Origin of the sequence: Alteromonas sp. RW2A1, from assembly GCF_001886475.1 — a bacterium.
Taxonomy (GTDB): domain Bacteria; phylum Pseudomonadota; class Gammaproteobacteria; order Enterobacterales; family Alteromonadaceae; genus Alteromonas; species Alteromonas hispanica.
Window position 1 is genome coordinate 3,819,822 of record NZ_CP018031.1, and the last position, 20,515, is coordinate 3,840,336.

General features: G+C 44.4%; 16 protein-coding genes. 10 read left to right on the forward strand and 6 right to left on the reverse strand.

Going from position 1 to position 20,515, the window contains the following annotated elements; genetic code table 11:
- Nucleotides 1-121 precede the first annotated feature (121 nt).
- The gene (locus BM528_RS16850) at nt 122-1,342 is read right to left on the reverse strand and encodes an MFS transporter (protein ID WP_083595329.1); all 1,221 of its coding nucleotides are present in this window, start codon (nt 1,340-1,342) and stop codon (nt 122-124) included.
- Between the two features lie 293 nt (nt 1,343-1,635).
- Here BM528_RS16850 and BM528_RS16855 point away from each other — a divergent pair, with 293 nt between their 5' ends.
- Nucleotides 1,636-3,588, forward strand: coding sequence for an alpha-amylase family glycosyl hydrolase (locus BM528_RS16855; RefSeq protein WP_071980834.1), 1,953 nt, complete (start codon nt 1,636-1,638; stop codon nt 3,586-3,588).
- A 417-nt stretch (nt 3,589-4,005) separates the two neighbouring features.
- Nucleotides 4,006-4,245 (forward strand): hypothetical protein, encoded by a 240-nt coding sequence (locus BM528_RS16860; RefSeq protein ID WP_071980835.1) that lies wholly within the window; start codon nt 4,006-4,008, stop codon nt 4,243-4,245.
- 114 nt (nt 4,246-4,359) lie between these two features.
- On the opposite strand, the gene folE is transcribed toward BM528_RS16860, so the two are convergent.
- Nucleotides 4,360-5,046, reverse strand: coding sequence for a GTP cyclohydrolase I FolE (gene folE / locus BM528_RS16865; protein ID WP_071980836.1), 687 nt, complete (start codon nt 5,044-5,046; stop codon nt 4,360-4,362).
- A 162-nt stretch (nt 5,047-5,208) separates the two neighbouring features.
- Between folE and folM the strand changes: the two genes are divergently transcribed.
- From folM to BM528_RS16880, 3 genes are all read left to right on the forward strand, one after another.
- Nucleotides 5,209-5,916 (forward strand): dihydromonapterin reductase, encoded by a 708-nt coding sequence (folM, locus tag BM528_RS16870; RefSeq protein WP_071980837.1) that lies wholly within the window; start codon nt 5,209-5,211, stop codon nt 5,914-5,916.
- A 125-nt stretch (nt 5,917-6,041) separates the two neighbouring features.
- Complete coding sequence (locus tag BM528_RS16875; protein WP_071980838.1) at nt 6,042-7,106, forward strand: agmatine deiminase family protein; 1,065 nt, start codon at nt 6,042-6,044, stop codon at nt 7,104-7,106.
- Nucleotides 7,093-7,986: a carbon-nitrogen hydrolase gene (locus BM528_RS16880; protein WP_071980839.1), complete on the forward strand. Its 894-nt coding sequence runs from the start codon at nt 7,093-7,095 to the stop codon at nt 7,984-7,986. Before BM528_RS16875 ends, BM528_RS16880 begins: the two co-directional genes overlap by 14 nt.
- 189 nt (nt 7,987-8,175) lie before the next feature.
- Here the strand turns inward: BM528_RS16880 and pdeM are convergent, their stop codons facing one another.
- Nucleotides 8,176-8,919 carry a ligase-associated DNA damage response endonuclease PdeM gene (pdeM, locus tag BM528_RS16885; protein WP_071980840.1) on the reverse strand — a complete coding sequence of 248 codons (744 nt, stop codon included), beginning with the start codon at nt 8,917-8,919 and terminating at the stop codon, nt 8,176-8,178.
- A 7-nt stretch (nt 8,920-8,926) separates the two neighbouring features.
- Nucleotides 8,927-11,389 carry a ligase-associated DNA damage response DEXH box helicase gene (locus BM528_RS16890; RefSeq protein ID WP_071980841.1) on the reverse strand — a complete coding sequence of 821 codons (2,463 nt, stop codon included), beginning with the start codon at nt 11,387-11,389 and terminating at the stop codon, nt 8,927-8,929.
- 175 nt (nt 11,390-11,564) lie between these two features.
- Here BM528_RS16890 and BM528_RS16895 point away from each other — a divergent pair, with 175 nt between their 5' ends.
- The 4 genes from BM528_RS16895 to BM528_RS16910 all read left to right on the forward strand — a co-directional run bounded on the left by BM528_RS16895 (nt 11,565) and on the right by BM528_RS16910 (nt 15,954).
- The gene (locus BM528_RS16895) at nt 11,565-12,368 is read left to right on the forward strand and encodes a UDP-2,3-diacylglucosamine diphosphatase (RefSeq protein ID WP_071981376.1); all 804 of its coding nucleotides are present in this window, start codon (nt 11,565-11,567) and stop codon (nt 12,366-12,368) included.
- A gap of 7 nt (nt 12,369-12,375) precedes the next feature.
- Nucleotides 12,376-13,197, forward strand: coding sequence for a lipase family protein (locus BM528_RS16900; protein ID WP_071980842.1), 822 nt, complete (start codon nt 12,376-12,378; stop codon nt 13,195-13,197).
- Nucleotides 13,198-13,276: 79 nt separating this feature from the next.
- Nucleotides 13,277-14,293 (forward strand): ligase-associated DNA damage response exonuclease, encoded by a 1,017-nt coding sequence (locus tag BM528_RS16905; protein ID WP_071980843.1) that lies wholly within the window; start codon nt 13,277-13,279, stop codon nt 14,291-14,293.
- The gene (locus BM528_RS16910; protein WP_071980844.1) at nt 14,293-15,954 is read left to right on the forward strand and encodes a cisplatin damage response ATP-dependent DNA ligase; all 1,662 of its coding nucleotides are present in this window, start codon (nt 14,293-14,295) and stop codon (nt 15,952-15,954) included. Before BM528_RS16905 ends, BM528_RS16910 begins: the two co-directional genes overlap by 1 nt.
- A 21-nt stretch (nt 15,955-15,975) precedes the next feature.
- Here BM528_RS16910 and BM528_RS16915 read toward each other — a convergent pair whose 3' ends face one another.
- Complete coding sequence (locus tag BM528_RS16915; RefSeq protein WP_071980845.1) at nt 15,976-16,944, reverse strand: carbohydrate kinase family protein; 969 nt, start codon at nt 16,942-16,944, stop codon at nt 15,976-15,978.
- Nucleotides 16,945-17,173: 229 nt separating this feature from the next.
- On the opposite strand from BM528_RS16915, the gene BM528_RS16920 reads away from it, so the two are divergent.
- Nucleotides 17,174-18,310, forward strand: coding sequence for an ROK family transcriptional regulator (locus tag BM528_RS16920; protein WP_071980846.1), 1,137 nt, complete (start codon nt 17,174-17,176; stop codon nt 18,308-18,310).
- A gap of 122 nt (nt 18,311-18,432) precedes the next feature.
- Here the strand turns inward: BM528_RS16920 and BM528_RS16925 are convergent, their stop codons facing one another.
- On the reverse strand, nt 18,433-20,436 hold the full coding sequence (locus tag BM528_RS16925) for an alpha/beta hydrolase family protein (RefSeq protein ID WP_232230519.1): 2,004 nt from the start codon (nt 20,434-20,436) through the stop codon (nt 18,433-18,435).
- Nucleotides 20,437-20,515: the final 79 nt, after the last annotated feature.

Genomic DNA, 20,515 nt, shown 5'->3' on the forward strand with positions numbered 1-20,515 from the left:
CTTCAATAGGTCTTATCAATCAAGGCTTAAGTAGTTTTGTAGTAGATAAAAAAGGCGCCAAATCAACATTTGGCGCCTTTGTTTTTTTAAAGCTCATGTCACTAAGTACAAGCTTCTACAATCAGGAGTTACTGTATTCAGACGCTTCTATTTCAGCTAATCGCTTTTGCGTTGGGTTTTTAACAAAGTTATACACCATACCAACAAACAAAATAGCGGCAAATGCTGTTGCTACCATAAACCCGTATTTTGCATCTCCACCATTGGCGTCGCTAACCAGACCCATTATAAACGGCCCAGCGGCGGCTCCCGCAGCAGTGAAAAATAATATTACTCCCGCGACACTGCCGTGCTGATTTTTGGGAAAACAGCTAATACCTTTAGAATTAAATGTGGGGTAAATAACCGACATGAAAATACCCGTTAGTGGGAATAGATAGAGCGCAACCTGTTTGCCTCCCATCAAGCCAAGGCCAAAACAAAGTACGATAGCTCCACTGAACAGCATAAGTACTAACGCCCAGTTAAAGTGAGACATCATCCAAATTCCAACAAAGCGACCTGCTGCACGCAGAATAAAGAACGCAGTGACAGAGTAGATGGCCAATGTTTGACTAAAACCTTGGGTGTAACAATCGTATGTTGCTCTCAATGTAGAGGCGTCACACACTAAGTAACTTGGCATCCAAACATAAATCGCACTTTCTGCCGCAACGTACAAAAACGCACCTACAGAAAAACCAAGCGCATATGGGTTTTTTACCAACGACAAACTTTGGATAACAGAAACTTTTTTTACTTCGTCACCTTGCTCGCGGGTATAGTTCGGATATTTCACGAACAATGCACCAACGATAAGTACCGTACATACACCACCTGCAATCACGTATAGCCACTGCCACGCAACACCTTGATGAATAAGATACGCAACAATTAAAGGGCCGATAATAGCGCCAACACCAAAGAAAGCCTCTGCACCATTCATGGTAGACGTGTGCTGTTTAGTCGACGACGATATATCACCAATAAGAGCAAGAGCGCCTGTTTTAAATACACCAACGGCAACACCAGACAAACTCATTAAACTCACTATCAGCATGAAATCGTCGGCAATTAAAAAGCTATAACACGCCACGCCAAATATGCCTAACCCCATAATAATAGTAGGTTTTCGGCCTATTTTATCAGCTAAAAAGCCTAGAAAAAGACCTGAGAGTGCTATGCCCAACATGGGAAGTGAGTGCATAAGACTTGCTTGTGCATTAGTGACAGAAAACGCCACCTTAACTTCTTTAATAATTTCACCTACAGAGTCTGATGTCATGGCGAACATCATAAACATTAGGTAAGTTAACCATCTTATGATTCTGCTATTTGGATCCTGATTGGACATAGTAAGTCTCGCAAAAATACCGCTATTAACGCCTATAATTAAGCCTGCTCATGTTATAACGCCATTTTCATCCATTAGTAATAGACTTTTTGACGAATACATACACAAGTTTATTTGATAAAATAACTTAATCGTTTAAGATAAAAGTTAACAGAATTTAAAATCGCTGTAAACTCGTTAATTATTATCTTTAGTTAAACGCAACAGAACAGTCGTAATTGCGTAACATATTGGAGCCACCTATGAGCTATGCTGCTGACGTGAATGTTTGTCTAGACCGCATCTTGGAATCAACCGATTTGTCAGGTTTGACGAAGAAAGACGCAACACTATTTACCAAACGTCTAGAAGCGCATTTCCCGTCGCTTTTTGAAAAGTATACTTACGTTTACGGCCACCAGTATGACTGCTATTACCATTTACAAAAACTGGTAGAAACGTTAAGAGATGGCATTAAGAAAAGAAAGCCAGCGCTTAAAAAACTTGATGAAAATCGTCTCAAATCACCGCTGTGGTACCGCGACGAGAATCAGGTGGGTTTAGCTTGCTATGTAGACTTAATGGGCCCAACCCTCAACGATTTACACAAGCGAATTCCTTACTACAAGGCTCTTGGGGTCACCTACCTTCACCTTATGCCTCTATACGACGCACCGGCTGGCGACAGCGACGGTGGATACGCGGTTTCTGATTACCGTAAGGTAAATCCTATTCTTGGGACCACGGAAGATCTTGAAAAGCTTGCAGACGCGCTACTTAAGGAAGGCATAAACTTAGTTCTAGATTTTGTATTTAATCATACTTCTGATGAGCACAGATGGGCAAAAGCTGCGTTAGAAGGTGAAAGGCAGTATCAGAATTACTATTACATGTACGATGACAGAACTATTCCTGACCAATACGAGCAAACCTTACGAGAGATATTTCCTCAAGTTCGCCGCGGCAGCTTTACGTTCAATGAGCAAATGCAAAAATGGGTTTGGACCACGTTTAATAGCTTTCAATGGGATTTAAATTACAGTAACCCTGAAGTGTTTAATGCCATAACTTCTGAAATGTTATTCCTCGCTAATATCGGGTCAGCCGCGCTTCGTCTCGACGCTTTGGCATTTATTTGGAAGGAAATGGGCACAAACTGTGAAAACCAGGAAAAAGCTCACGTATTAATTCAAGCATTTACCTGCTGCTTAGAGATCGCTGCTCCTGCGGTTGTGTTCAAGTCTGAGGCTATTGTTCACCCAGATGAAGTGAATAAGTACATTGGTAGCGACGAATGTAAGCTATCTTACAACCCGTTACTTATGGCGCTGTTATGGAATAGCTTGGCTACCAGAAAAACCCGATTATTAACTCGCTCTATGCAGAAAAGCTTTCCTATCGCAGACGACTGCACTTGGGTTAACTATGTGCGTTGCCACGACGATATTGGTTGGACGTTTGACGATAACGTAGCGCAAGAACTTGGCATTAATGGGCACGACCATCGCTTCTTCTTGAATCAATTCTTTACAGGTCGTTTTGAAGGCAGTTTCGCCAACGGTGTTCCATTTGCAGAAAATCCGTCAAACGGAGATTGTCGAGTCTGTGGTTCACTTGCATCGCTGTGTGGCCTTGAAAGCGCACTACAAAATGGCGATAGCAAAGGTGTTGAAGAGGCTGTTAGTCGTATGTTGCTACTTTACGGCATAACTTTTAGCATCGGTGGTATCCCGCTCCTCTATTCTAGCGACGAAATTGCCAAACTTAACGACTACAGCTATCGCAATGATGAAACCAAACAACACGATGACCGCTGGGTAAATAGAATTGCCGTTACGCCAGAAGATATTTCCCTCGCAATGGGAGAAGTTAATCGTGAGTTAAGTCAGCAAGAAGAAGCAAGCGTTAAAGTCTTTAACGGCCTTCAGCATATGTTAGAAATACGCAAGAGCAATGCTGTTTTTGGAAAGGCAAAAACCTTCATCTTAGAGGCAAGCAACCAACATTGTTTTGCTTTTTTAAGAGAAAACGAACACGGTGAAAAGCTACTAGTGTTGAGCAACTTCAGTGAATACCCTCAACAGGTAGATGGCGAAATATTAACAACGCTTGGCCGCAATCCGGGTGAAGATTTACTTTCTAGCGTACACTTCAAAGGCGACGAATCTGTAATTACACTGCGTCCATTCCAGCAACTATGGATTAAGGGCGCCTAATACATACAGAAAAAATGTGTTTGGCTTCTTTTTGCTTCTTTTGATACCAGAGTCAAAAGTAAGAGGCCAGGCGCAGAACTCCTCAACAAAACAACGTGCTAGACCGGTGAAACGCTGGTCTAGCATTCATGTTAAATTAGCGCATAAATTGCGTTACTTCTAATATCGAAACAATCAAAAACTCGTAGTAAATAATTGAAAATTACATTTCCAGCAAGTATTTAGCTTTTTTACTATTTTTTCAGGAAAAAAGAAGCATTCACGCTATACTTAAGTATAAAGCCGGCTTATTAAAAAACCGAATGAGCGGTGATGCGTTTTTTTAAATAATGAGGTTTTGCTGGCTAGCTTAGAGGCACTAATACTTTAAAAGGAGTTAAATAGGAAATTACGGCAAATGTGGGAATGGCGTGAAATATGGATATCATTATGGAGAAGGAAATTAAGATGCACGGCGAAAGCAGTCTTGAATACATATGTCCCCATTGCGGGGCAATAAACACATGTCAAATTGGTATACTTAAAGAAATGTATATCGAACAATTTGACGCTTGCGTTGGCTGTAAGAAGCATTTAAGCCTTACACCAGCAGACGGTATTGGCGGCAGAGTGAATCTTGTTATTGATGCAGTAGAATCGGACAATCGCTACAGATAGTAAAATTGATAAGTACAATCTGCGCTGCAAAGATCCGAGAAGTTAAAATTAAAAAACCGCCTAGTAGTGAGTGATACAGGCGGTTTTTTGTGTTGTCTTAGCTAGGCACTTAAATTAATTAGCAAAGAAATCCCGTCTCAACTCGCTATCGGTAAGAAACTTTCCGCCTAGTGCCGATGTTTTAGTGTACGAGTTCGTGTCTTTTATTCCCCGTGCCTTAACGCAATAATGAGTTGCATTAATCGACACCGCCACATCGTCTGTTCTCGCAAGCGTTTGAATAGCCACCAGCACCTGCTGAGTTAAGCGTTCCTGGACTTGCGGGCGCTGCGCAAAAAAGCTCACTAAGCGATTAATTTTAGACAATCCAATAACAGTGTCGTTAGGGATATAAGACACCGTAGCCGTTCCATCAATCGTCACAAAATGATGTTCACATGTACTGGTCAAACTGATATCTGAGACCTGAACAGGCTGGTCAATCTGCATTTTATTTTCAATCGCAGTAATCTTAGGAAACTTCCTATAGTCTAAGCCACCGAAAATCTCATTGACGTACATTTTGGCAATACGCTTTGGCGTATCACATAAACTGTCGTCCTCTAAATCTAGGCCAAGCGTTTCCATGATGTCTCGCATCGCACTTTCAATCCGCGTACGCTTTTGTTCATCACTAAGATTATTAGAAACCATAGGCGTCTCTAGCCCTTTAGTCTCTAGAACTTCTCGTACACGTCTTGCTGAATCAGATAGTGAGGGGTCTAGTGCATCGCGCACAATTACCGCTTCTTTTGCTAACATTGGATTATCCGTATTTGACTTCTTTTTTGAACTTTTACGCACATCAATGCGTTAGAGATCGATTAGGCAGTAAAATGACTTTTTTTTAATGTCATTGCCTTACAACATGAGATTGTCTCACAATCGTTATATCACTTTAATTTCAACATATTAGGAAACACCTTGATATCACCCATTTTAATTACAGGTGCCAGTCAACGACTGGGGTTAGCAATGGCAGACAGCTTGCTAGAAGAAGGGTATACCGTTGTCGTAACCTACAGAACGCTGCGACCCACTATCTCAACGCTCAAAGATAAAGGCGCTATCGTCTTACATGCAGATTTTAGCACTGAGACGGGTATTGATCGAGCAATTGATGATATTAAGGCGGTTAGTGAGAGCTACCGCGCGATTATTCATAATGCCTCAGACTGGGCCCAAGAAAAAGATCACGACAACAAGCATGATCTATTCAACCGCATGATGAATGTACACGCTCTAGCCCCTTACCGAATCAATTTAGCGCTATCGCAATCGTTATCATCGCAGGGTGGTTTTAGCGACATTATTCATATGACCGATTACGTGCAAGATACCGGCAGTGAAAAGCACATAGCCTACGCGGCGAGTAAAGCTGCGCTACAAAACCTAACGCTTTCTTTTGCCAAAAAGCTTGCCCCAAAAGTAAAGGTAAACAGCATTGCCCCCGCGTTATTGATGTTTAATGAAGGCGATGATGATGCATACAAAGAAAAGGCATTAAAGAAATCGTTGCTTGAAACCGTGCCCGGCGCCGAAGAGGCGGTAAAAGCAATGCATTACTTGTTGAACAGTGAGTACATCACTGGTCAGACGTTGCATTTAAACGGCGGAAGAAACCTAAAATAGCAAAGTCCAGATTCTTGCTCTACACGCCGACCGCCGGTGAAATATATCAATGAGAGTATTGGTAGGAATGTGTGCTGCCGGTATACTTGGCGTCTAACACCGTGACTTACTAACCGAGACATATTATGCAAGGCTCCCGCACTATGAAGCCTGAGTGGCATGACAGCGACGCTATCATGCTTGCTTGGCCTCACGCGCAAACAGATTGGTCTGAATGGCTAGAAGAAGCTAGAGAGACATATCTTAACGTAATCAGCGCAGTCAACCGATACAATGCTGGTGTAATTTTACTGTGCGCCCCTGCTGATGTTGATGATCTAAAAGCGCGTATTTCGCCATCGGCTAATGTCATGATTGTCGAGGCCGTATTCAACGATACCTGGATGCGCGATTACGGCTTTATCACCTGTACAGATAGCGAGGACAACGGCCATCCAACTGAATTTAGGTTTAATGGTTGGGGCAATAAATTCAACGCGCAAGACGATAACCTTGTTAATCAGCGCTATCTCGCCGCATTATGTCAGTCTGTCATGCGCAGCAGTCCTATCGTTGCTGAGGGCGGCGCACTTGAGATTAACGATGAAGGGCACTTATTATCTACGTCTCAATGTTTGCTAAACCCAGAGCGTAATGGTGACCTGTCGCTAGCGGCATACGAAGGCATTTTCTGCGAAATGCTTGGCGCCAGCAAAGTGACAATATTAGAACATGGTCACCTTGAGGGCGATGACACCGACGGTCATATCGACACGCTTGTACGATTTACCCCTGATACAGGCCTAGTTATTCAAGCCTGCGAAAATCGCCCAAACGACTCGCATTTCGATGCACTAAACGCCTTGTGTAATGAGTGCGCAGAGCGCTTGCCAGAATATCAGCAGTATCGACTACCGCTGCCATACATTGTAAGTGACGATGGCGATCGGCTTCCTGCATCTTACGCCAACTACCTTATTTGTAACGGCGCAATCTTGCTTCCCATTTATGGAGAGGATGAAGATAGAGAGGCGATTTCAGTTATTCAAAAAGCTTTTCCTACCTATATCGTTGAACCAATTGACTGTCGCGTACTCGTAAAGCAATACGGCAGTTTGCACTGTATCTCAATGCAAGTGCCAAAGAACACGCTAAAAAGTGTCATTATCGAAAACTTAAAAAAAGGAGTATCACTTTATGCCCCCAGCTAAGTTAAAAGTTGGCCTTGTACAACAGGCCGTAAGCGATAACGACAAAGCGACAAACTGGAATAAAAGTGCTGAACAAGTGGCCAAACTTGCCGCTGAAGGATGTGAGTGTATCTTGCTACAAGAGCTCCACAGTACACTGTATTTTTGTCAGCAAGAAGATACCGACGCTTTCGATTTAGCCGAACCTATTCCCGGCCCCGCAACCGAGTTTTTCGGTGAGCTGGCAGAGAAACACAATATTGTTTTAGTAACGTCACTTTTCGAAAAGCGAGGCTCTGGGCTTTATCACAACACTGCCGTTGTGTTTGATAGAAGTCGGGAAATTGCGGGCAAATATCGCAAAATGCATATACCCGACGACCCTGGCTTTTATGAGAAGTTCTACTTTACCCCTGGCGATACCGGCTTCACGCCGATACAAACCAGCATTGGTAAACTAGGCGTTTTAGTGTGCTGGGACCAGTGGTACCCAGAGGCGGCAAGACTGATGGCCATGGCTGGTGCTGACTTATTGTTTTACCCCACCGCAATTGGCTGGGATGTAAACGACACAGATGAAGAACGTGCTCGTCAGCACGGCGCGTGGGAAACCATTCAGCGCGCTCATGCCGTCGCTAATTCCCTGCCTGTTATTGTAGCGAACAGGACAGGCTTCGAACCCTCGCCTAACCCTGCAGACCCAGGCATTCAGTTTTGGGGACAAAGCTTTATAACCGGAGCTCAAGGGGAAATACTGGCAAAGGCGGACGCCGACGGGGAGACCACACTTTCAGTTGAATTAGACATGTCGCGTACTGAAAACGTGAAACGTATTTGGCCATACTTTCGCGACCGTCGCATAGACGCTTACGATGATTTAACTAAGCGTTGGCGCGACTAGTAACAATTAGACACTCGTAGCTTGAAAGCTGTGACTAATGTGTCGGGTCAAAAGAGCTATGTCTAGTAAGCATTTCCCTAGGGCGTGTTGAACTTTGTTGTACGAGTTTTAGGCTAAATGTACAGCAAAGATCAACACGCCCCAGACATAGCTTACAATTATGCACTCTCAACATTCACTTTTATTGAATCACGTCCCGAATATAATACCGTCGTACATCATAAAAGCTTTGCGTTCATTTTTATCCAGCAAAGCCAGCATAACCTCATCATCAATATCTAACCCACCAGTAAATTGCCCGAACGCAGGCATAACAAACAGAGCTTGTGTGGCAACAAAGCACTTTCCCGAGTAGCGTCTGCGGGAAATTGAGGTACGCATTTTCGGATGAAAGTGACCAATAATTTGAGCCCTGCTCAACTCTTCATCGCCATTTTCAACAGCCAATACTTTTGGCTCATGGCGAAATACCACATCGTAAAGGCCCTGCTGATGCAAATGTATTTCTTCGCACGCATCACCAGGAATGCCGTCGGGCAAATCGGGGTCGTGGTTCCCCTCAACCCAGCTCCACTCATTTACCTGTAAAACCAGTTCACTTAAGCGCTCACGATCACTTGGTGTCATTCTAGACATACTGTATTTATCGTGAAAACTATCACCCAGGCTGATAACTCGCTTAGGTTGGTAGTCGTGAATAATGGCTTCGAGCCGCTTTAACGTTGCTTGTGAATCTAAACTGGGCAGCGGATTTCCATAACTGCGTAAATAGCTGCCTTTTTCCAAATGAAGGTCTGATACGACCAACCAGTCTAGCGATGGTAAGTAAGCCACTCCGCGGGCATCGAGTACCCACAGCAAGTTCGCAAACTTAGTGATACTCAATGTTCTTTTTGCTAACTGCTGCGTTAGCCAACTATCGCTAATTGCCAATTGATACCTATTTTTGTTGTGAAAGCAGTGCGCGCACATCCTCTAACATATTTTCTGCTTCTGCATAGAGATCGGCTTGTTCAATAATGGCCTGAGCCCCTGCACCTTTAATTTGCTCGCTGCGAACGTTTAGCACGATAGGGATCGCCATAGGCGAAACCTTTTCTAAATTGACCAGGGTGGCGTTATCCACATAGCGAATCAATAAATTCGCCAACCGCGTTAAATCTAGTAGCTCTCGCTCTGCATCTTCCCTCGCCACTTTTAAAAGAATATGGTCGGGATCGTGCTCTCGCAAGGTGTCATAAATTAAGTCAGTGGAAAACGTAACCTGCTTCATGGTCTTTTGACTTGCGTGGTATCGCTGCTCTGTAAGCCCACTCACTACCGCCACCTGCCTGAAAGACCGTTTAAGCATGGGTGCTTGCAGCATCCAATCTTCAAGCTCGTCGCCAAGTATATCAGGTTGAAAAAGGCGCTGTAGCTGTTGTTGCGTTATCGGGTTCACTGCGGCGATCGAAAGTCCGTAATCGGTAACGCTGAAACTGAGCGGTTTTATACTCATTTTTTCCATACGGCGGGTTAACAGCATTCCCAGCGTTTGATTGGCTTTTCTACCGTCAAAGGTATAGAAAAGCGTGTAATAAGCCTGTCTAAACGGAAACTGCTCTACCAGTACGCTATCGGGTTTAGGTAATTGGGAGAACGCCTCTTGAAGCGTTAACCACTCCTGAACCTGCTTTGGCAAAGTTTGCCATTGGGATGGCTTGGCTAAAATAGCTCTAACGCCGTCGGCTAAATAAGTAGAAAGAGGCATTTGACCGCCGCTATAACTCGGAATTTTTGGCTCTTTTGCTTTTGCGGGTTTTGCATGCAGCTGCATATCTCTTATTGCTTCGTACTTAAGCACTTCTCCGGCGAAGTAAAAAGTATCTCCTGGGGTAAGCTGCTGGGCAAAATACTCTTCTACTTCACCAATAATTTTTCCCTGATTACCACGCCGTATACGCTTCACTTTCAGACGACCCGACTCAACAATTGTGCCTATGTTTTGTCTATGGCGCTGTATTACTCGGCGATTGGCCGGCGAAAACGTACCGTCTTCATTCTTAGTCAGCCTTTGGTAACGCTCGTAGGCATTGAGAGCGCTGCCGCCATCAAGGGTAAACTGCCACAGTTTCTCGAAGTCGCTTCTATCCAACCCCTGATAAGGCGTAGCGTTAAGTATTTGGGCATATAATGTATCTGGAGTGTCGGCTTGGCTGCACAGGCAATTCAAAATAAACTGCGGAATAATATCAAGAGCCCCCGCATGTGGAGCATCACCGTCTAACTCACCTGCATTTATCGCTGTGATAGCAGCTTGGCATTCTAATGCTTCAAAGCGGTTTGCAGGAACAAGTAATGCCTCACTGGGTTCATCAAGCCGGTGATTGGCGCGTCCGATTCGCTGCAACAGACGGCTCACACCCTTAGGTGCGCCTACCTGAATAACTTTGTCTACATCTCCCCAGTCTATACCAAGCTCAAGCGCAGATGTGCACACTACGGCACGGAGCAAACCGCTGGACATCATTGCTTCGGTTTTACGCCGCTGCTCTTTACTCAAACTCCCGTGATAGAGCGCGATAGGGAGCGCTAATTTATTTGCCTCCCACAACATTTGAAACAATAGCTCAGACTGGGCGCGTGTATTGACAAAAACCAAGGTTGTGTTGGCTTTCTCTATCGCTTCATAGATATCATCAATAGCATAACGAGCCATGAAACCGCCAAAAGGCATGCGCGCTTTAGACTGAAGCATCTCAACTTTAGGCTTCTCTCCCGCTTTCACCTTTACAATATTGGCTTGGCTATCGGTACCTGCAAGCCAAGCTCCCAAGATGTCAGGAAAGGCAACAGTTGCCGACAGCCCAATTCGCTTTAAGGCAGGTGACAGTATCGATAAACGCGCTAACGCAAGAGATAGGAAATCCCCTCGTTTATTAGCCATTAAGCTATGGGTTTCATCGATAATAACCCGCTTTAACTTGCCAAAAAGCTTATCTGAATCGGCATAGCTAAGCATTAGCATGAGGGATTCCGGCGTGGTCAGTAAAATATGAGGAGGCTTTTTACGCTGACGCTGGCGTTTGTGAGAAGGCGTGTCTCCTGTGCGCGTTTCGGCACTAATGTCCAGCCCCATTTCCTCGATAGGCTGCAGCAGGTTTCGGTGAATATCTTGGGTTAACGCCTTCAAAGGAGAGATATAGAGAGTATGTAAGCCGCTAAAGCCCGATGAAGTCGTTAACTCATGCAGCTCTACTAAACTTGGTAAGAAACCAGACAAGGTTTTACCAGCTCCCGTGGGCGCAATAAGTAACGTGCAGTCGTGCTTGTCTTTTTCCACCAGCATGGTGCGTTGATAATCACGCAGTTGCCAACCTTTCTTGTAAAACCACTCAGCAAACACTGGGGGAACGGATTTCATTTGTATCTCTTACCTTAATTTTTACTCATTATACGCTTGCTAGCGACTAAGGTTTATTTAACAGGGGGAACGATTAAGGCCGTGTCGTAACCGTATCGTCATCAAGGTGTCAATTTACTGTCAAGATGAGCCATTATGGTAGAACTACCAAACGACCTATTTGAGCATTTCAATGATTAAGGCCCCCCATTTCAGAAGTGTTTTTATCTCAGATACACACCTTGGCAACAAAGACTGCAAAGCAGAATTTCTACTTCACTTTTTAAACAATATGACCTGCGACACGCTGTATTTAGTCGGTGATATTGTTGATATGTGGTCTATGAGCAAGCAATTTCGCTGGCCAGATGCGCATAACGAAGTTATCCATAAAATTATGCAGCTAAGTCATGACTCTACCAAGGTGGTTTTTTTACCAGGTAATCACGATGCACCATTACAAAAGTATTCTGGAATGCAGTTTGGTGATATTGAAATAAAATGCCAATATATCCATGAAACAGTAGCTAATAAACGCTACCTTGTACTGCACGGAGATCAATGCGATCAAGACGTTACACTAGGTCGCTTTCATGCTTGGATAGGAGATAAAGCCTACGATGCTCTGCTGTTTGCTAATCGCTGGTTTAACTTAATCCGCAGCTGGAGAAAACAAAACTATTGGTCGCTAGCCGGCTACATAAAGCAGCGGGTTAAAGGGGCGAATCAAGCGATAGCGCGTTATAAAAACGCCACTACAAAGCGAGCATTAGACCTTAAGTTAGACGGCGTAATCTGCGGCCATATCCATCACCCAGAGTCCGACATTGTTAATGGAATTCATTACGTGAACGACGGTGACTGGATAGAAAACTGCTCTGCGCTAGTTGAAGATAGCACCGGAAAGTTAGAGCTAATTGATTGGGTGGTTTATACCAAACAAGATACTGTATCAGAACTTGATTTTAGTCATCTAGACACAACCAATAAGGCAGCCTAATTCGCTCTTGAAAAAACTTAAGCGTTATCAGTACGAACGATATGCGGTACTTTGCAAGTTAGCGTACCCGAAAGAGTTTGACTATGCCTCACTGGGCTTTTCGGCACAGCACCACCATGCTGTAACTGACGCCAGAGGCATTGTTGTAGCCAGAATTCTTTGCCGCCCTAACAAAAAAGAAGTCATTGTACTGTTTAGAGGAACCCAATCGTTGCGGGACTGGCTACTCAACTTTTGTATTTTTCCAAGTAAAGCAAAAGGTCAATTTGCAGATAAATCTGCGCACAATGGGTTTGTGCACTTTGGCTATCAATTTTTGCTTAATCAGAGAAGCCAATCTGTTTCTACTGATCCAACCGGGAAAAATACAAAGCCCAAAAACCTCAGTATTTATGAGGACATTGAAACTAAATTAGCGCCTCTTATTGAGGCGGGAAAGCGCATTACTCTAACCGGGCATTCGTCTGGTGGCGCAATGGCCGTGTTAGCTGCACAACGTTTGGAGCTAAAATTCCCAAAATCGGTGCGCCGTGTTGTTACATTTGGACAGCCCTCAACCAGTTACTTGCGTTATTACAAGCACTACTTACTTCACCACCGTACGTTTCGAGTGTGCTGCGACTTAGATATAGTGACATTTCTGCCGCCCATCCCCGGTCTGTTTAAGCATGTCGGGCGCTCGCTCTGGCTTCACAACGAACGGGTTTACGATAACGCCAAACCTATTTGGCGACTATATCGCGTTCTATCCCAGTGGCTAATTTCGCCCATCTCTTACCACTACATGCATAAATACATTCGTAATAAAGACTTTTTTGATAAGCACTAAGCGCACTTGCGAAAGTGGTCGCTTTGCCCCAATTTTACCGTATGTAGATTTAATAGAAATTTTAAAAGGGTAGCTATCTGTGCATCCGTCTACATGGCTAAAAACTGATAACACTGGTTTATTCTGTGAACCTGGAGGGTTTTATATCGACCCTATGACAGAAGTGACTACGGCGTTAGTAACTCACGGCCATGCGGATCATGCTAGGGCTGGACACCACTGTGTTTACGCAAGTAAAGAAACTCTCGCCATTATGCAAACTCGCTACGGCGAGGATATGGCTAAGCACCAACATACCGTTACATTGGGCGAGACAATCACGTTTACCGACGTGTCTGTGACTTTTTACCCTGCCGGCCATATTTTAGGCTCCACGCAAATTTTGCTTGAATATAAAGGGTTTCGGGTTGTGGTTTCTGGTGATTATAAACGGCGGCACGACCCAACATGCCCACCGTTCAAAGTAGTGCCATGCGATGTTTTGATAACAGAGGCCACATTTGGCCTTCCTGTTTTCAAACACCCTCCGATTGAGAACGAAATAGATAAGCTTTTACATTCACTCAGAGTGTTTCCCGAGCGTTGCCACCTTGTAGGCGCCTATGCCTTAGGTAAATGCCAGCGTCTCATAATTGCCTTGCGAGACGCTGGATATCACAAACCCATATATTTGCATGGAGCACAGCTAAAACTTTGCGACCTGTATCAGCAATTTAATATTGATCTTGGAGAGTTAATTCCTGTTTCTGAGGTGGGTGATAAAAAAACACTAGCGGGAGAGATAGTTATTGCGCCACCTTCAGCATTGTCAGATAGATGGTCGAGAAGCCTTCCAAATGTTCGCACAGTAATGGCTTCGGGATGGATGCAGATACGCGCTAGAGCGAAACAGCGCAATGCTGAACTACCGCTTATTATTTCCGATCATTGCGACTGGCCCGAACTACTTATGACGATAGAGCAGGTAAATCCTAAAGAAGTGTGGGTTACCCATGGAAGAGAAGACGCACTGATGTATCAGGCAGAGAAAATGGGATACAAAGCTCGCGCGCTTTCACTCGTAGGCTACGACGAGGAAGAACAGGGAGGAGATTAATGGAGGCGTTTAGTGATTTACTTGAACAGCTTTACTACACCGCGGGAAATAAAGCGAAGGCCCAGCTAATAGCAGACTATATTGCCAATACACCAGATCCTGACAGAGGATGGGCTATTGCGGCTATGGCGGGAACACTTCGTTTTGATTTTTTTAAACGAAATACGGTGAAAAAACTTATTGCTGAGCACACCGACCCACAGCTGTTTGCGATGAGTTACGACTATGTTGGCGAAGTAAGTGAGACCGTGGCACACCTTTGGCCACATAGTGAGGCAGTTTCTCCGCTGCCGTCTCTTCATAGCATTGTTGATACCTTCGCCAACGTTGCTAAACAACAGGTATCAAAAACCCTCGCTGATTATTTAACGATGATGATGCCGTCGCAGCGCTGGGCCTTACTAAAGCTAGGTACTCGAGGATTACGCATAGGTGTATCTGCACGTTCAATAAAACAGATATTGGCTGATTACGGAAACAAAGATATCAAAGAGATAGAAACTCTCTGGCATGCAGTTACGCCTCCCTATACGCAGCTGTTGCAATGGTTAGAGGGAAAAGCCGATAAGCCTGATATTGAAAATGCGGTTACCTTTCACCCTGTAATGCTGTCACACCCCATAGAGGAAAGCGATATTGACGGCTTTGAGCCAAGCATGTGGCAAATTGAAAATAAATACGACGGTATTCGTGTCCAGCTTGCGGTAAACACAGAGAAAACCATACAAAAAATACCTAGCGACAACACAGAGGAAAGCGACATCGAAAAAGCGCTGTTTTCTCGAACCGGCGATGACATTAGCCATTCTTTTCCCGACTTGCTAGAACACATGCAAGGCAACATGGTGTTAGATGGCGAGTTACTGGTAATTCAAAATGAGAGTGAAGAAGCAAAGGAATCAACCGCATCAATTGCCCCCCCTAAAGTCGATACCTTTAACGCACTGCAACAAAGGTTGAATAAGAAGAAACCTGCAAAGTCTTTAATGCAGTCCAACCCAGTAGGACTCATTGTATACGATGCGTTAGTTTTGGAAGGTGAACAGTTAACCTCACTCACATTACAAGAGCGTCGTAAAAAATTAGCCGCTTGGATTGAACATAAAAAGATACCTCGGGTATTTTTATCCAACACGCTTGAAGCCTCATCGCCACAAGAGCTGAGACAATTACACCGCCGCGCTTGCGCTAACCGATCAGTTGAAGGTCTTATGCTTAAACGCCTTGATAGCACCTACGTGCCGGGACGCCCCAAAGGCAAATGGTTTAAGTGGAAGCGCGACCCGCTTGTAGTCGACGCGGTGATTATGTATGCGCAGCGAGGCCATGGAAAACGCTCAAGCTTTTATTCAGACTTCACGTTTGGAGCATGGCAAGGAGAGCAGCTTTTGCCCATAGGCAAAGCCTATTCGGGTTTTACCGATGAAGAGCTTAAGAAATTAGATAACTGGGTAAGGCGCAACGCTATCGGTCGCTTTGGACCCGTTCGGGAAGTAAAGAAAGAGCTGGTTTTCGAAGTAGCTTTTGACGCGGTTCATCCTTCAAACCGCCACAAGTCGGGCGTCGCCCTTCGTTTTCCTCGTATTCACCGTATTCGCTGGGACAAACCAGCGAATGAGGCGGACACACTGGAAGCGCTCAAACAGCTTATTGAGCGCTAACCATGAGATATTGGTTAAAGCCTATTTGGCAATATCCTGCTGGGTAGGCAGTGCGCTAAACGCGCCATACTGAGTTACTGTATAAGCCCCGCAGCGAATTGCAAATTCAGTGGCCTCGCTCACATTTTCAAAGCTGCTTGCCCACGCATCAAATTCATCTGTGCTTTTGACTTTCGTTGAAAGGTAATAAAGAAAGCCACCAATAAATGAATCGCCTGCTGCCGTAGTGTCTTTCACATCCATTTTAGGAGACGCTAACGTACCACTGAATGCCTGAGTGATATAGTGGATAGGTTCGCCACCATCTGTGACTAGAACCACTTTAACGCCGCTTTCTAACCACTCCTGCACTTTCGCGTCTGCGTTTTCTTCTCCATAAAGTTCAGCAAGTTCTTCGCGACTTGCTTTCAAAATGGATACCCGCTGTGCTGCGCTATCTATTCTTGCTGGTGCATTCGCGGTGTCATCCCAAAATGCAGGGCGATAATTAATGTCTAAACACACCATCATTCCCTTCTGCTGTGCTTTATCGAGAATAAATTCTGTGCCGGGAATCAGTTCTGGACCAGCCAAGGAGCCTGAGCAAAAATGTAGAACCGTATCTTTTTCACAGTCAATTGTGGCTAAGTCCTGCTCGGTGATGTGCTTGTGCGCTGCATTATCTACATAAAAATCAAAAGAACGCTCACCATCTTCATCTAAATTTACAAAGGCTAAAGCTGTATTACCTTCGCTTGTAGACCACACGAAGTCAGTATTAACTTTATAATGCGCTAACATCTCTTTTAAAAATGCACCAAAGGTGTCATCGCCTACCTTTGATACCATGGCGCTATTTCCACCAAGCTGAGATACGGCAACAGCCACGTTAGCTGGCGCACCGCCCGCATAAGGTTGGAATGGTTTCATTGCCGGTATGTCGCCGTCTTTTGGCGCCGCACCTTGGCTTAACATATCGATAAGTACTTCACCTAAACATAATATTTTCATACCAGCTCCACTGTATTTTGAGTATTACCAACCGTAGCGCAAATTTTAAATTTTTACACTGGGTTAATAGATCGTTAATTGACTATAGTATCATCTTTCCATTGCATTAAATCAACCAGATTGATTTAATGCATGAAAAATTTATACTTTGGTTGATGATCTAATAACCAGATTTAAAGCCGTAACAGGGTTTCAATCTCAACGGTAAGCAGGAGTTGGCAAAATAACAATGGCAATACATTTAGCGGATAGCCGCTCTGACAATGAACGCGCAATCATTGCGCTCATTAATAAACATGGCGAGCTACCAAAAACAGAAATAGCTGAATTAACTGGCCTATCAGCACAATCTGCTACCGTTATTATTAAGAAGCTCGAAAGCGATGGGCTGGTAAAACGGAATGCGCCTATCAAAGGAAATGTGGGGCAACCCAAAGTACCATTCAGCCTAAATGTCGATGGCGCACTCAGCCTTGGCCTTAAAGTGGGAAGGCGCAGTTACGATATGACTCTTCTCGATTTATGCGGCAACGTTAGGGCCACTATTAGCGAAAAAGTGGCCTATCCTACTGTTGATGGGCTCTTATCTTTTTCTGAGCGTGCAGTAAACGCTTTGTTAAAGCAGGTTACGGTTGAACAAAAGACGCGATTACGCGGGCTGGGTGTTGCTATGCCGTTTGAAATTTGGACATGGGCTGAAGAAGCCGCGGCTCCATTAGCAGTACTAGAACAATGGAAGCAATTCGATCCAAAATCAGCATTAGAAGCGCTGCTCTCACTACCTGTTATTATCTGTAACGATGCCGCAGCGGCCTGTAGCGCGGAGATGTCATTTGGTAATCCAAAGGGGTTCACTCACTTTCTCTATTTATTTGTGGGAACATTCTTAGGTGGCGGACTAGTTATTAACAACGCCCCCTATTTAGGTAAAGCCGGCAATGCTGGTGCCGTAGGTTCTCTGCCATTTTTTAACGGCAAGAACGAGCATCAACTCCTTGCCCAGTCGTCACTCTTTGTGTTGGAAAATACACTCAATCAAAACGGCATAAATGGAAAGCAAATTTACGATATACACGGACACTGGAATTTTGATGAAATCTATATCGCAAATTGGGTAAAAGCTACTGCAAAGGGGCTTGCCTTTGCTGCCCAGTGCGCTGCAGGGTTACTGGATATAGAAGGCGTGATTATTGATGGTGCGTTGCCAGAACCTGTTAAATCCCTGTTAGTTGAAGAAACTCGTCGCGCGCTGTCTCAACGGGATATGCGAGGCATTGCTTCACCCACTATCACAGAGGGTAAAGTAGGTGCGAGGGCGCAGTCTATTGGAAGCGCCAATCTTCCTTTGGTGGCAAATTATTACTAAGGCGTGAAATCGTTCTAGCGGACATTGGAATGTCACACGCCGCCTTTAGCCTAACTCGCTTTTGAGTTGACAGGCTGAAATAAAAAACGCCCCTCGGGGCGTTTTCTAATGCTAAAGCTTTGCTAACTTTTTAAGTTTTTATCGAGGAAGTCTATCAAACCTTGATACAGTTCTCTTCTGTCTTCTTCATCAAAAACACCGTGACCGGCCTGAGAATATTGTAAATACTCTGGCGGGTTGCCGGCTTTTATTAGTGCTTCAGACAACGCTTCTGAGTTAATCTCTGGTACGCGTCTATCTTTTGAGCCATGAATAAGCATCACTTTCGCTTTAATTTTATCCACGTGATACAGCGGAGAATACGCTTTTAATTGCGCTTTATCGTTGCCTAGCACACGTTGCAAATACGCTTTTCCACCCCAGTTGTTGGGAATGTCACTTTCTGTAAACATGTACTCTAGGTCGTAAATTCCTACGTAACCTACCGTACAGTTGTATAAGTCAGGCTCTTTTACTACAGACATAAGCGCCGCGTAGCCACCGTAGCTAGCTCCGTATGCGCAAACATTGTCGCCATCGACTAACTGCTGGTCTATCGCCCATTTAACGGAGTCATTGATGTCATCAATCATTTTTCCGCCCCATTCGCGATAGCCTAACTTCTTGTATCTTTCGCCATAGCCGTCACTGCCTCTAAAATTAACCTGTAGTACGGCATAACCTCGGCTTGCAAGTAACTGAACTTCACTATTGTAATCCCAAAAATCTCGCGTTCCACTTTGATGCGGCCCACCGTGGATCACCACCACCAAAGGGGGTTTGTTCTCAGGTGAACTCTCTTTTCCCTGTGTTTTCGGAAGGGTGAGATAACCTTTGATAATTTCGCCATCTGAGGCTGTGACATTTATTGGCTTCACGGGCGCGAGAAGACGTGGATCTATCCAAGAGCTATTAGCCCATATAAATTGGGCGGCAAGGGTTTCGCTGTCAAATAGATAGTACTCTCCGGGGTTTACGTCACTTCTTACATGCACTAGTAGCGTTTTCCAATCTCTGGTATGACTGGCGATAGTAACGGTTTGTTCACCAAATGCGTCAACCAGCGCTTTGTGGATTTCACTAGCGCGGGTAGCATCTTGTGCGTAAACATATTCAGATGTACCTGGATATGTAATGCCCACAGCCGGCAAGCCCTGTTTGTCGAATACCACCTGCTCGATATCTGTATTGTGCGACTGAAAAATTTCGCTCGATTCGCCGGTTTCTAGGTTAAGCTTAAAATAGGTATAAATACCTTCTTCACCAGTAAAGCCCGTCATGTAAACGTACTTTTCATCTTCGCTTAAACCGCGGGGGATCATATCCTCTGCTACGCTAAACACGTCTTCGAGATTCTTCCACTCGCTGTCATTGTTTTCTCTGTATGCAGCGTGATAATTTCCCGTTTCATCTTGCCAACGCATAAAAATAACTTGGCCATTTTTCGTTGCCAAAGGACGGCTACGTTTGTGGGGAAGAACATCTACTTTCCTTTTTCTCCCCGACGTTATGTTGAGTTTGCTGATAATTGCTGGCCTCACCCGATTGTTGTAGTAGGTGTTACCCTCTTTATCCCAAGGATATTCAGCAATTAGAATATACCTGTCGTCATTCTCTAACAGACTGATAACGTCTTGGCTGGCGAGTGAATCGTCTTTATTAGTAATTCGACTCCCAGTTTGCTCATCACTTGCTCTGTAACCATAAAGCATTTCTCTTTTGCTGCCGTCGAAATTCATAGCGAAGAGTTCGCCAGTAGGTACGGGTCTATCAAAAGAAAATTGCTTTTCCGCATATTCAAAAACAAGACGCTCATTATTGACCCAAGTAACGCTGTGAATAATGTCGTTATTTTGAGGTCGCACTCCGCCTACAATTTTCATATCACCAGTAGAAAGAACACCAAGCACAACCTTGTTATCTAGACGAACTCGAGCAGCGAGATGTTTTCCATCTGGAGAAAGTTGCAGATCGAGATAATCACCATGCTTGATGAAGTAATCCAGAGGGAGTTTATCGCTTGCAGATGTGGATGAAGAAATGAATAGAGAATAAACAGCCAGCATGGCCAGAAAAATCCGTTTCATATATGTCCTTTTAACTATTTTTTAAGGCGTAGGCGGGTAAACCTACATTACCAATAGAGGTTTTTCAACAGTGCGAACA